Raw genomic sequence first — 12,747 nt, 5'->3', positions numbered from 1 at the left:
AGCTGATAAACATGGCAGTTACGTTCGAAGGCTATGAGCGCCGCATCGCCCAGATCAACAAGGCATGCGAGCAGTATGGCATCAAGGACCTCGAGGACGCCCGCAAGATCTGCACCGACCTCGGATTCGATCCGTATGACATCACGACCGGCATTCAGTCCATCGCATTCGAGAACGCAAAGTGGGCCTACACCCTCGGCTGCGCTATCGCTGTGAAGAAGGGCTGCAAGACCGCTGCTGAGGCAGCTTCCGCAATCGGCGAGGGCCTGCAGGCATTCTGCGTCCCTGGCTCCGTTGCAGACGAGCGCAAGGTCGGCCTTGGCCACGGCAACCTGGGCGCAATGCTTCTCGGCGAGGACACCGAGTGCTTCTGCTTCCTCGCAGGCCACGAGTCCTTCGCAGCCGCTGAGGGCGCAATCGGCATTGCCAACAACGCCAACAAGGCCCGCAAGAAGCCGCTCCGCGTCATCCTGAACGGCCTCGGCAAGGACGCAGCACAGATCATCAGCCGTATCAACGGCTTCACCTACGTCCAGACCAAGTTCGATTACTACACCTCCAAGCTCGAGATCGTCCGCGAGATTCCGTATTCCAACGGCCCGCGTGCTGCGGTCAAGTGCTATGGCGCTGACGACGTCCGCGAGGGCGTTGCCATCATGTGGCACGAGAACGTCGACATCTCGATCACCGGCAACTCCACGAACCCGACGCGCTTCCAGCACCCCGTTGCGGGCACCTACAAGAAGGAGCGCCTCGCTGCCGGCAAGAAGTACTTCTCCGTCGCTTCCGGTGGCGGCACTGGCCGTACCCTGCACCCGGACAACATGGCCGCTGGTCCTGCATCCTATGGCATGACCGACACCATGGGCCGTATGCACTCTGACGCCCAGTTCGCTGGCTCCTCCTCCGTGCCGGCACACGTCGACATGATGGGCCTTATCGGCATGGGCAACAACCCGATGGTTGGCTGCACCGTTGCCTGCGCTGTCGCTGTCGAAGAGGCACTGAACAAGTAAGGCTTCGGAGGCTATTCCTTCGAACTGCAAGCCGGCTTCCACTTCTGTGGGAGCCGGCTTTTTCATGCAGAGAAGCAAAGTGCAGTGACACTCCCCCGCAGCAATTCGTCTGGAAATTCCAAGTCGGTTACAGAACCCTCGCCCGTCTTTCGCCGGCACTTGATTTCCTGTTTGAATCTGAGAGCATGTCCTCAGACAGAAAAACCTTCGGGTTTTGCAAGGCAGGGTCGCGAAAGCGGGCTTGCCTCATTTTTTGCCTCGAGACAGTCAATTACTGTCAGGAACCTTTCTTTTACAGGCCTCGATAAGGACATTCAGCTCGTCCATCCGCTCTTCAATGCGTTCCAAATCTGCAAATAGGTCGTCTACCGACGCATAGCGCTTGGAATCCACTCTGCCAGGCAGGATGTCGTTCGATCCCTGCAAAGCAAGCTCAGCCTCAACGTTGAAGCATCTCCGTATAGCGCAGCGCTCATCCCTGCAAGGCTGCCTTATATTACGCACCCGTACGCCTGCCTCATATCAGGCAGATTTCTCCTTGCCATATGCATTTCACCATTTTGCCGTCCAAGAAATCCCTGCATTCATGCCATGGATGCCTTGATATCTTCGCTGCGCAGCCACATCATCTCTTATCTATCAGCAATCTAACAAAACATAGCTATCTACCTGCGTTTATGTTCACAGATATCCCTGCAGTTATATCGGCTTCGAGCGTATGATATGGCCCCTGAGAAAGGAGCCATCATGGAGGAACAGCGCATCAAAATTGGCACACCAGCAAGTGGCCAGCATCATCCAGCCAAGCCAATGCTCAGCATCGATGAGCAGATCAATCATCTGAAGAGCAAGGGTGTGACCTTCCGTCTCTGTTCTGAGGAAGAGGCTGCAGCCTATCTCACGGACCGGACCTATTTCTTCAAGATTGCGGCATACCGTGTGCTCTTCCAGAAGCGGGTAGGTGGCACGCGCGATGGGCAGTACATCGATCTCGACTTCGGATATCTGAAGTCTCTTGCCTCTCTGGACCGAAACCTCCGCTATGCGCTTCTTCCGCTCACACTTGATGTCGAGCATGCCGCCCGGACAAAGCTGATGCGCATAGCAACTGCGCAGGAAGACGAGGATGGCTATTCGATTTCAGCCGATTACGTTGCACAGCTTAGCGCAAGCGAACGACACAGAAGAGAAAGAGAGATTGCGATGCTTTCCCGCGATACCTTCGTCGGGGACCTTGTGCGAAAGTACGGTGATCTGAACGAGATGCCACTCTGGGTATTGATGGAGGTCCTCTCGTTCGGCAGCTTCGCAAGCCTCTATCTCTACTGCGCTGACCGCTGGGGCGACAAAGACCTAAAAGTCGAACATTACATGCTTCGTCAGGCACAATACGTCCGAAATGCCTGCACCCATTCTTCAGATATGCTCAATGGCCTCCGTACGCATGACAATAGATTTCAGGCAACGCCTTCATTACAAAATGCGCTTGCCTCGACAGGCCTCTCACATCGTGTAAGAACAGCACGAATGTCAAATCCATGCTTGAAAGCGATTGCTACGCTTCTATATCTGCATAGCCAAATGGTACAGGAGGGAACAAGCAGGTTGCGAGCTATCTCAGACATGCAGCATCTCGAAGACGATATGGTGACGGCCTCCAATCAGATGTTGAGCAACGACACAATACGCTCATCTCTCGATTTCCTCATGGTTCTCATTGACTCATGGTTCTGATTGGGCATAATAGTGCCAGACAACAAAACCTTCGGGTTTTATAAGGCAGGGTTGCGAAAGCGGTCCTGCCTACTTTTTTATCTCGAGACAGACGATAATGTGCTGGCAAGACATCTGCTGCAAATCGCTTGGCTTCTCTGTCTGACAAGCATCATTTGTTTCCTGCAGATAGACTCTTCTCGAGAGACCACCGATACGTTATCCATAATCAGCCCCAAAGAGAAAAGCGGCATCGGATTTGTGCTCCGATACCGCCTCAATGCAAATCTTGACTGGCTGCCTTATGCAAACCCATTGATGCTGTAGAAGATGAAGTTCGCAGTGAAGATGGCTGCAGCAAAGATCGGCCCTGCAAGAGAGAAGAAGCGCCAGACTGGCTCAGATCCGCGCTTCTTCTGCACGAAGTAGAGCACGACACCGGCAAGAGGATAGAAGTAGCCAAGCACGAACGATGCGACACAGAGAATCTGCTGCTTCAAGCCGATAATGGGCTTGTGTCTGCCCAGCCTGTTACTTCAGGGCAGCACAGACCGCTCTGGTGCCCTCTTGGTTTTCGCCAGTTTCTTCCAGATTCCCTGGCGGCCTTCATGTTCGTGGTTCTGGCCGCTATAGTTCGGGCAGCAAAGCCTTTGGGCCTCGCAAGGCGGGACTGCAGAAGCAGTTCTGCCTGTTTTTATTCTGATTGCATCCCCGCCTTTTTCGTTCGATGCCTGATGCTGCTGTCTTGGCCAAACTTCTCTGTCCGCCGCATCTTTTCTCAGGACGATCCTGTGCTGCCAGGCAGAAGACCCACGCCCATCTGCCCATATCTTCTGTCACGCCTCGCCTTCCTGCTCTCACATGAGGATGGCGCCTCCTCGCTCCATTCAGACCGATGGGCAACACTCTGCCATCCATTTCAAGAGATGCCGCATTCATGCTGTCTTGGCAGGTCAGAGCCGCATTCATACACGTTTCAGTGGAACATCAATGTGTTTGTGTATTTCACAATTCGATGATTTTCTGTGAACGGTAGTATATTGCCCGCGAGAGTCATTGGGTGGGCTACGAGACCAAGGAGAAAAGATGCCCTATAACATTCTGGCGGAGTTCGGCAGCACGGCCCTCATGATCATCTTCGGTGTCGGCGTGCACTGCGATACGGTGCTCAAAGGCACGAAGTATCAGGGTTCTGGCCATATGTTCGCAATCACGACCTGGTCTTTCGGCATCTCTGTGTGCCTCTTCATCTTCGGCGGCTCCATCTGCATGAATCCCGCCATGGCACTGGCACAGTGCATCCTCGGCCTCGTGCCCTGGTCCATGTTCATCCCCTATGTCATTGCCGAGATGCTTGGCGGCTTCGTCGGCGCTGTCGCTGCCTGGTTCATGTACAAGGATGAGTTCGAGGAGTCTGTCGGCAAGGTCGATCCTATTGCCCAGCGCAACATCTTCTCTACGAACCCAACGCGCAACAACCTCTCCCATGACTTCTTCTGCGAGGCCTTCTGCACCTTCTTCTTCATCACCGGCATCCTCGCTATTGCCCACTATGCAGGCGACAATCTGCTCCTGCTTGCCATCTGCGTCGGCCTCCTTGTCTGGGCCATCGGCATGGGCATGGGCGGCATCACGGGCTTCGCAATGAACCAGGCCCGCGACCTCGGTCCCCGCATGGCCTATCAGCTGCTCCCGATCAAGGACAAGTGCGACAACAACTGGAAGTACGGCCTGACCGTTCCGGGCATCGCCCCCTTCGTCGGCGCTGCCATCGCAGCCCTCTTCGTCCACTTCTTCCTCGGCATCTTCTGATCCTGATATTCCCAAGAAGCGCGAAACCCAGAGCCAGCCGCAAGGCTGGCTCTTTTCATCTGCCGCTCCCCTCTCCTATGGAGATGGCATGTGGCGCCGAGAGCCGGGTACACTTAGACCCATGTATTCACCGGAGAAGGATTGGATATACCCACATGAGCAATGAAGGCAAGAAGGTCAGCGTCCACTACACCGGCACGCTTGATGACGGAACGAAGTTCGACTCCTCCTATGACAGGAACCAGCCGCTCGAGTTCACCTGCATGGCAGGCCAGATGATCAAGGGCTTCGACGAGGCCGTGCGCGACATGGAGGTCGGCCAGACTGTGAACATCCATCTCGAGCCCTCCGAGGCCTACGGCGAGCGCCGTGAGGACCTCATCTACGAGTTCCCGATGGAGCAGGTGCCCGAGGACATGCGCTCCCTCAAGGTCGGCGAGCATGTGATGCTCCAGGGCCCGATGGGCCAGCCTATCCCGGCTGTCGTCTCCAAGGTCACGCCGAGCTCGATCTTTGTGGACTTGAACCACGAGATGGCAGGCAAGGCCCTGAACTTCGAGATCACGCTCCTGAGCGCTGAGTAAAAGCTTCTTCCAGATAGCAGATGCGGCCGTACCGGACACCCGGTGCGGCCGCATTCTTGTAGCTATCAGGACCTCCGTCTAGGCAGCTGCGCCCGCTGCTGTGGCATCTGTCCCCTCAGTTGCGGTCTTGGCAGCATCTGCCGCTTCATCCGTGCCTGAGACATCGCCTACGGCGTCGATGACGGTCTGGGCATAGGCAGCGACACCTTCATCCGTGAGGCTTGCGCCGTCTGACGTGAACCAGCCGCTCTGGCCTTCGGATGCGCTGTACCAGTCGATGAGCTGGACATTGGAACGAGAGGAAGCTTCATCGGCGATGATCTGGTTGTTCGAGTCGCAGAAGGCAGCATTGCTCCTGCCGTTCACGAGCCAGATCTGACGCTCAGATCCGATGCTGTCAAGGAGTGCATCCACTCCCTCTTTCGTGAGAGGCACATCGGTCGGAAGCGCCACGACGACCCTGCTTCCTGCGGTACCGGCACCCACATAGCCTTCCCAGTCGCCCTTCAGCGCATCGACGGTCCTGCCTGCGGCACAGTCGACCATGCCCTGCGGCCAGGCGGCAGCAAGCTTGTCTGCTGCCTGCATGCTCGTGGCATCGCCGAGGAAGAGCACGGAATAGGTCGTGTTCTCTTCTGTCGGAATCTCATAGCCGATCGTGCTGACGACGAGGTCTGCAAAGTTCTGGGCAGCTTCCGGGCGAAGGTGCGTGCCATCGTCCCAGAACCAGCCAGACTCATTGGCAGAGGTGCCGTACCAGTCGATCACGCCGACGTTCTCGTGCTCGGCTGCAAAGGAGGCAAGGAGGTCGTTGTTTGCTGTGCACCAGTCGCGCGGTGTCCTGTCGTTCACGAACCAGAGCTCCTTGTCAGTGCCCACCGCCTCATAGATTGCCTCGAGCGTATCCTCATCGAGGTAGCCGTTCGAGCCGATCGAGAAGATCACGGTATTCCCGACAACGCCGGTGCTGGCATAGCTGTTATAGACATCGAGGGCTTCCGATGCCTGCCTGCCCACAGCAGAGTCGACCACGCCGTGCGGGAAGGAGGCATTGAGCTCCGTCGAGGCACCAAGTGAGACCGAATCTCCTATGAAGACGACATCGTAGACGCCGTCGACAAGCGGCTTCTTCAGGGTCGCAGCGCTCACCTGCTGGGCGCCATTCGTGCCGCCCATCGCATTCTCGGGCGGGACGAGGATGAGGCCGAAGACGGCAATTGCGATGACGGCAGCGGCGCAGACGGTCTGGGGCACCTTCACGGGACTCTTGAGGAGCGCAGCGTGGACCTTGCGCGACACGCCACGGCAGGGCTTCTGCCCTCGCACGGCGCGCTCGCGGTCCTTCTTCCTGCGGACGAAGTCGCGGCGGATGACCGCGCGGAGCGTATGGCGGCGGAGCGGCATCTCGACAAGCGCATAGGAGAGCTCTGCTGCAATGAACGTGAACAGAAGCTCGACCACGACCTGCCACCACGGAAGCGACAAGGCCGCGTTATGCGAGGCCATGAGCTGCACGATCAGGTAGTGCCAGACATAGATGGCAAAGCTCCTCTTGCCGATCCACGCAAGAGGTCCCCAGGAGAGGACCTTGGCGACTGCAGTCCCAGAAGGCGTCAAGGCAGCGATCGCGACGGCGGCAATGGCAGAGATCAGGAGCGTGCCGCCGTAGTAGGTGAAGGACGTATAGCCCTCCGTGAAGCGCATCATAAGGAGAAGGACGACGACGGAGGCCGCACCTGCCAGCTCGATGCCGAGGCGCTTCTTCTGGCCGAAATCGCCCGCCGCCTTGGCGCTCATCTTGTCGAAGGGCCAGATGATGGCAAGAAGGCAGCCGAGAAGGAGGCTCTGCGCCCTCGTATCCGTGCCGTAGTAGGCACGCGAGGGGTCTGCGCCAGGCACGAAGAGAAGCGCCATTGCGACAGCAGAGGCGACGGTGAGGACGCCCAAGCCGATGGCAAGGTGCTTCTTCTGGACCTTCTTCCTGAGAAGAAGGCACAGCACAGGCGGCAGGATGAGATAGAACTGGAACTCGATTGCAAGCGACCAGAAGTGCGTCAGGGGCGACGGCGCTCCTGCAGCTGCGAAGTAGGACTGGTTCGAGAAGATCTTGTACCAGTTGAGCACCATGAGAAGCGACGGCACGATATCGGGCCGCATCTTCGTCAGGAGCTGATGGGACAGGAGCGTGCAGGCAGCTGCACACACGACGACGTAGACGACAGACGTCGGCAAGAGGCGCTTGATCCTCTTGAGATAGTACTTGCCCGATGCAATCGTGCCGGTCTTCTCGAACTCATGGAGAAGGCCGCCCATCGCAAGATACCCTGAGAGCACGAAGAGCACCGTGACGCCGAGAAGGCCGCCCTGACACCAGCCAAGGCCCATATGGTAGAAGACGACGCCCAGGGCGCAGAGGGCCCTGAGACCATCAAGCGAGGCGACATAGGGCTTCTTAGAGGCAGAAGCTCTGCCGGCACCTGCCTGAGCAGCAGCTGGCTTCATCTGTTGAGACACTTATCCTCCAGGAATTGCCTGCCAAGCAGGCACAAATAAGAGGGTGCTACCCCCGAAAATGCAAGACATTCCAATTGTAGCCTGTAGCGCAAGCGCTTCCTGCCTCTTCAGGCCAAATGCCAAAAGTCGCCTTGAAGAATGAATGTGCTGAAATGTTGGTACATACGAGTTCAGTGAGGCATCGCAGAAAGGGGCACGTATGGGAAAGCTGCTGTATCAGGGACACGGAAGCCTGAGGCTCACCTCGGATTCGGGAGCCGTCTGCTATATCGACCCCTATGCCGGAGAGGGCTACGACAAGCCGGCAGACCTCATCCTCGTGACGCATCAGCACTACGACCACAACGCGCTCGATCTTCCCGCCAGAAAGCCGGGATGCGTCGTCTGGCAGAACATGGATGCCCACCCCGACCCTGATACCTATGTTGCGAAGACCTTCGGCCCCTTCACGGTCGAAGCCACCATCGCCGAGAATGCGAACCATCCGAAGGATGAGTGTGTCGGCTTCCTCGTGAAGGTCGATGGCAAGACGCTCTGGTTCTCGGGCGACACCTCCTACACAGACCAGATGAAGGATGAGCTCTCGAAGATGCATATCGACTATGCCTTCCTTCCTGGCGATGGCATCTTCAACATGAACATCGACGAGGCAGCACGCTGTGCCAATATCCTGAAGGCCCGCCATGTGACGCCGATCCATCTGAATCCTGGCAAGCTCTACTCAGAAGAGCTTGCTTTGCGCTTTGCGAAGCTCGTCTCGAGCGCCCTGCTCCTGAAGCCTGGCGAGGAGATAGAGCTCTGACAGGAAACTGCAGCGCGAGTGTCTGGAAGGGCAGGAGCGGGCGTGCCGCTCCTGCCCTTCCTGCATGCCGGATGCATATTTCGCCAATTATCTGCACTTGTGTGACAAAGAGGTGACCAAAGGCCCTATAGTCAACTCTTCGGACGTCGAGTCCCTGAAAGGAGAAAATGGCAATGACACCCTTCATTGCTTCCCATATCGCAGCATCCATTCCTGAGAATCCCACACCAGAGGAAAGGACGCATGCCGGAAACACTGCCTCGCTCATAGGCATCGTCCTCAACATCATGCTTGCTCTCGGCAAGGGCATGGTCGGCTTCATCGCAGGCTCTGTCTCCATCGTCGCCGACTCCGTGAACAACTTCTCCGATGCGGCAAGCAGCATCGTGTCCTTGATCGGCTTCAAGCTTGCAAGCAGGCCGGCAGATGAAGGCCACCCCTATGGCCATGGCCGCTTCGAGTACCTTGCGGGCCTTGTCGTCGCTGTCATGGTCTGCGCCGTCGGCCTCGAGCTCATCAATTCCTCGGTGAGGAAGATCCTGGACCCCGAGCCTGTCGAGTTCGGCTGGGCCATTGTCGTCGTGCTTCTGGGATCGATTGCCGTGAAGCTCTGGATGGCACACTTCAACAAGCTCGTCGGCAGGAAGATCGACTCCGAGACCCTGCAGGCAACCTCTGTCGACGCCAGAAACGATGTGATAACGACATCTGCCGTCCTTGCCTCGTCTCTCATCTCCTACCTCTGGGGTGTGGACCTGGACGGCATATGCGGCTGCGCTGTCGGCGTCTTCATCCTCGTCTCCGGCGCCCAGCTTGTGAAAGATACGATCAGCCCGCTTCTGGGCCAGGCTCCTTCGGCCGAGTATGTCCAGCACATCCACGACACGATCATGAGCTATCCGGGGGTCCTGGGAACGCATGACCTGATGGTCCACGACTACGGCCCGGGCAGGCAGTTTGCCAGCGCCCATGTCGAAATGCCGGCAGAAGAGTCTGTCATGGAGAGCCACGACACGCTCGACAACATCGAGCAGGACTTCAAGGACAAGGAGGGCCTCATCATCTCCCTCCACCTCGACCCGATCGTGACCGACGACCCTGAGGTCAAGGACCTGAGGAACTGGATTGCCGAGCACGTGAAAACGATCGATCCTGCCATCACGGTCCACGACCTGAGATGCGTCCCCGGCCCTACCCACACGAACGTGATCTTCGACGTCGTGAAGCCGTTCTCGCTCGAGATGTCTGACGAAGAGCTCAAGCGCGAGATCTCCGCTATCGTCAAGTCCCACAAGAAGGATGCGGTGCCAAAGATCACCGTCGACCACAGCTACGTATCGGCCCGCCAATAGAAACCAGCAGAAGGAGTCCATCCATGGGAAGCACGTCCTACAAGGCAAAGCAGATGATCGTGATGCGCCGCGACCTCAAGATGCGCAAGGGAAAGATCGCTGCACAGGCAGGGCATGCCTGCGTCGAGGCCACGCTCATGGCGCTGGCACGCGAAGGCAGGCTCGATGAGGTGCGCGTGCTAAGAGATGAGGACGGCGCCCCCTCCTGGGTGGCGCTCGACCATCCGGAGAGCGACCATACACCGCTTTCCGACTGGTTCGACGCCGGTGTCGCAAAGGTCTGCGTCTATGTGGACTCAGAAGAAGAGCTCCTGGACCTTGCCGCCAAGGGACGCGAACTTGGCTTCATCGTCGCCCTCATCAGGGATGCCGGCTTCACGGAGTTCCACGGCGAGCCGACCTATACCTGCCTTGCCTTCGAGCCGCTCTCAGCCGAAGAGATCGATCCGCTCACAGGGAAGCTTCCGCTCTACTAGAAGCAATTCATCCAGACAGACGAAGGGGACGCAGCTCCAAGTGAACTGCGTCCCCTTCTGCAGCTATCGAAGGTTCTGGATCAGAAGTCTGCGTTGCCCACAGTACGCGGGTGCGGAAGCACGTCGCGGATGTTGTCGACACCCGTGAGATACATCACGAGACGCTCGAAGCCGAGGCCGAAGCCGGCGTGGCGGCACCCGCCATACTTCCTGAGGTCGAGGTAGTAGCGGTACTGGCTCTCGTCCATGCCGAGCTCCTCGATGCGCGCACGGAGCAGGTCGTAGCGCTCCTCGCGCTGGGAGCCACCGATGATCTCGCCGATGCCCGGCACGAGGCAGTCGACCGCAGCGACGGTCTTGCCATCGTCGTTTGCGCGCATGTAGAAGGCCTTGATCTCCTTCGGGTAGTCCGTGACGAAGGTCGGGCGCTTGAAGTGCTGCTCCGTGAGGTAGCGCTCGTGCTCGGTCTGGAGGTCGATGCCCCAGCTTACGGGGTACTCGAACTTGTGGCCTTCCTTCACGGCATCCTCGAGGATCTTGATTGCGTCGGTGTAGCTCACGCGGGCAAAGTCGGAGCTGGCAACATGCTCGAGACGGTCTTTGAGACCCTTGTCGACGAAGCGGTTGAACATGTCGAGCTCATCCGGGCACTGGTCCATGACCGTACGGATCACGAACTTGAGCATGGCCTCGGCGCACTCCATGTCGCCCTCGAGGTCGCAGAATGCCATCTCCGGCTCGACCATCCAGAACTCGGCAGCATGCCTTCTCGTATTCGAGTTCTCGGCACGGAACGTCGGTCCGAACGTGTAGACATCGCCGAAGCTCATTGCGAAGTTCTCTGCCTGGAGCTGGCCGGAGACCGTGAGGTTCGTCGGCTTGCCGAAGAAGTCCTTCGACCAATCGACCGTGCCATCAGGGTTCTTCGGAACATTCGCGAGGTCGAGCGTCGTGACACGGAACATCTCGCCGGCACCCTCTGCATCGGATGCCGTGATGATCGGCGTGTTCACATAGACGAAGCCGCGCTCCTGGAAGAACGTGTGGATGGCATAGGCTGCGACAGAGCGGACGCGGAAGACGGCACGGAAGAGGTTCGTGCGGGAACGGAGGTGCTGCTGCGTGCGCAGGAACTCGCGCGTCGCACGCTTCTTCTGCATCGGGTAGTCAGGAGCAGACGTGCCTTCGACCGTGATCTCGGCAGCCTGGAGCTCGAAGGGCTGTGGACGGTCTGGCGTGAGCGCGAGCGTGCCGGTGACGATAAGCGCTGCTCCCACATTCTGGGACACGATGTTCTGATAGACATCCTCGCCGAGTGCGTCCTTGTTGAGGACGACCTGCAGGTCCTTGAAGCAGCTGCCGTCGTTCAGGACGACGAAGCCGAAGTTCTTCATGTCGCGGATGGAACGGACCCAGCCTGCGCAGGTGACAGAGCTGCCACCGAATGTGTCCGGCTCCTTGTAGAGCTGGGCGATCTTCGTACGGTTCAACGGAAATCCTCCTCAGGGCTCCGGGACGTTATCCCGAAGACACATAGAAGTGCATTCATACCCTGCAAAGCCTATCGCAAATTGAACCATCCTGCACGCTGAGACGTCAGCTGCACAGAGCCTGCCGCACAAAAGACAGGCTGCCTGAGGGAATCTATGCTGTTCTGAGAAGGGAGCCTGTCTACTTTTCGCAGGCTGCCACGAAGGCGTCAGAGAGCGCCATCTCTTCCGGATAGGTGCAGAAGAGCGACTCGGGATGCCACTGCACGCCCCAGACGAAACGCTTTTCCGGCATCCAAGCTGCCTCGATGATGCCATCAGGCGAGGTGCCAGCAACCTCGAAGGCAGGGGCAAGCTCCTTGATGGCCTGATGGTGGCAGGAGTTGACCTCAATCTCCGTCTTCCCCATCGCAGCCTGGATTGGCGTCCCCTCCACGAGCTTCACGCTGTGGACAAGCTTCTCCGGCGTCTCGAACTGGGCATGGTTGAAATCGGTCGCACCCTGGACTTTCACATCCTGCCAGAGCATGCCGCCGAAGGCGACATTGAGCACCTGGATGCCACGGCAGATAGCGAAGATCGGCATGTCGCGTTCGACAGCCTGGCGCACAAGCTCGAACTCGGAGTCATCGCGGTCCTTATGCGGCTCATTCGTGCACTCGAGGCGCTCTTCGCCGTAGCGGGCAGGATCGATATCGTAGCCGCCGGTAAGGAGCAGTCCCTGGCACCCGTCAAGGAGCTCTGACACCTCAGCAGGATCCGTTGGATAGTCGCACATGACAGGAAGCGCACCGGCGCGCCGCACCATCTTCGCGTACTTCATGTTGATGAGCTGATGGCCCTTGTCGGGACCCTGGAAGAGCGACGGTGTGATGCAGACGATCGGTTTCAATGTGCATGCCTCCTTGCATTGGACGGACCTATCCTAGCAAACAGGACTTATCTCCACAGAAGCGTCAGAGCACGCGAAACATGCTCATAATCGGCA

At 58.1% G+C, this 12,747-nt stretch carries 11 protein-coding genes; 7 read left to right on the top strand and 4 right to left on the bottom strand.

Annotated features, from left to right (window positions below; genetic code table 11):
* Positions 1-11: 11 nt before the first annotated feature.
* Together VXJ24_RS02260 and VXJ24_RS02255 are read left to right on the top strand one after the other, a co-directional pair.
* Positions 12-1,016, top strand: coding sequence for a GGGtGRT protein (locus VXJ24_RS02260; RefSeq protein ID WP_330971292.1), 1,005 nt, complete (start codon positions 12-14; stop codon positions 1,014-1,016).
* Positions 1,017-1,763: 747 nt separating this feature from the next.
* Positions 1,764-2,750 carry an Abi family protein gene (locus tag VXJ24_RS02255; protein ID WP_330971291.1) on the top strand — a complete coding sequence of 329 codons (987 nt, stop codon included), beginning with the start codon at positions 1,764-1,766 and terminating at the stop codon, positions 2,748-2,750.
* Between the two features lie 281 nt (positions 2,751-3,031).
* Here VXJ24_RS02255 and VXJ24_RS02250 read toward each other — a convergent pair whose 3' ends face one another.
* Positions 3,032-3,229, bottom strand: a complete 198-nt coding sequence (locus VXJ24_RS02250) for a hypothetical protein (RefSeq protein ID WP_330971290.1) — start codon at positions 3,227-3,229, stop codon at positions 3,032-3,034.
* A 586-nt stretch (positions 3,230-3,815) separates the two neighbouring features.
* On the opposite strand from VXJ24_RS02250, the gene larD reads away from it, so the two are divergent.
* Positions 3,816-4,541, top strand: coding sequence for a D/L-lactic acid transporter LarD (larD, locus tag VXJ24_RS02245; protein WP_330971289.1), 726 nt, complete (start codon positions 3,816-3,818; stop codon positions 4,539-4,541).
* Between the two features lie 155 nt (positions 4,542-4,696).
* Positions 4,697-5,125 carry an FKBP-type peptidyl-prolyl cis-trans isomerase gene (locus VXJ24_RS02240; protein ID WP_330971288.1) on the top strand — a complete coding sequence of 143 codons (429 nt, stop codon included), beginning with the start codon at positions 4,697-4,699 and terminating at the stop codon, positions 5,123-5,125.
* Between the two features lie 78 nt (positions 5,126-5,203).
* Here VXJ24_RS02240 and VXJ24_RS02235 read toward each other — a convergent pair whose 3' ends face one another.
* Positions 5,204-7,639 carry an acyltransferase family protein gene (locus VXJ24_RS02235; protein WP_330971287.1) on the bottom strand — a complete coding sequence of 812 codons (2,436 nt, stop codon included), beginning with the start codon at positions 7,637-7,639 and terminating at the stop codon, positions 5,204-5,206.
* Between the two features lie 199 nt (positions 7,640-7,838).
* Between VXJ24_RS02235 and VXJ24_RS02230 the strand changes: the two genes are divergently transcribed.
* From VXJ24_RS02230 to pth2, 3 genes are all read left to right on the top strand, one after another.
* Positions 7,839-8,441, top strand: coding sequence for an MBL fold metallo-hydrolase (locus VXJ24_RS02230; RefSeq protein WP_330971286.1), 603 nt, complete (start codon positions 7,839-7,841; stop codon positions 8,439-8,441).
* 167 nt (positions 8,442-8,608) lie between these two features.
* Positions 8,609-9,793, top strand: coding sequence for a cation diffusion facilitator family transporter (locus tag VXJ24_RS02225; RefSeq protein WP_330971285.1), 1,185 nt, complete (start codon positions 8,609-8,611; stop codon positions 9,791-9,793).
* 23 nt (positions 9,794-9,816) lie between these two features.
* A complete protein-coding gene (gene pth2, locus VXJ24_RS02220; protein ID WP_330971284.1) occupies positions 9,817-10,269 on the top strand; it encodes an aminoacyl-tRNA hydrolase in 453 nt (150 codons plus the stop codon).
* A gap of 80 nt (positions 10,270-10,349) precedes the next feature.
* Here pth2 and asnS read toward each other — a convergent pair whose 3' ends face one another.
* Positions 10,350-11,759: an asparagine--tRNA ligase gene (asnS, locus tag VXJ24_RS02215; RefSeq protein ID WP_330971283.1), complete on the bottom strand. Its 1,410-nt coding sequence runs from the start codon at positions 11,757-11,759 to the stop codon at positions 10,350-10,352.
* A 181-nt stretch (positions 11,760-11,940) separates the two neighbouring features.
* Positions 11,941-12,651 carry a gamma-glutamyl-gamma-aminobutyrate hydrolase family protein gene (locus VXJ24_RS02210; protein WP_330971282.1) on the bottom strand — a complete coding sequence of 237 codons (711 nt, stop codon included), beginning with the start codon at positions 12,649-12,651 and terminating at the stop codon, positions 11,941-11,943.
* Between the last annotated feature and the right edge of the window lie 96 nt (positions 12,652-12,747).

Source organism: Olsenella kribbiana, from assembly GCF_036408795.1.
GTDB classification, from domain to species: domain Bacteria; phylum Actinomycetota; class Coriobacteriia; order Coriobacteriales; family Atopobiaceae; genus Olsenella_L; species Olsenella_L kribbiana.
Note: the sequence above shows the minus strand (reverse complement) of the source record. Positions and strands in the feature narration are given on the sequence as shown.

What these genes read in the sequence shown, in the direction of transcription:
- VXJ24_RS02260 (WP_330971292.1), top strand. Translation starts at nt 12, where the DNA reads ATGGCAGTTACGTTCGAAGGCTATGAGCGCCGCATCGCCCAGATCAAC.
- VXJ24_RS02230 (WP_330971286.1), top strand. Translation starts at nt 7,839, where the DNA reads ATGGGAAAGCTGCTGTATCAGGGACACGGAAGCCTGAGGCTCACCTCG.
- pth2 (WP_330971284.1), top strand. Translation starts at nt 9,817, where the DNA reads ATGGGAAGCACGTCCTACAAGGCAAAGCAGATGATCGTGATGCGCCGC.
- larD (WP_330971289.1), top strand. Translation starts at nt 3,816, where the DNA reads ATGCCCTATAACATTCTGGCGGAGTTCGGCAGCACGGCCCTCATGATC.
- VXJ24_RS02225 (WP_330971285.1), top strand. Translation starts at nt 8,609, where the DNA reads ATGGCAATGACACCCTTCATTGCTTCCCATATCGCAGCATCCATTCCT.
- VXJ24_RS02255 (WP_330971291.1), top strand. Translation starts at nt 1,764, where the DNA reads ATGGAGGAACAGCGCATCAAAATTGGCACACCAGCAAGTGGCCAGCAT.
- VXJ24_RS02240 (WP_330971288.1), top strand. Translation starts at nt 4,697, where the DNA reads ATGAGCAATGAAGGCAAGAAGGTCAGCGTCCACTACACCGGCACGCTT.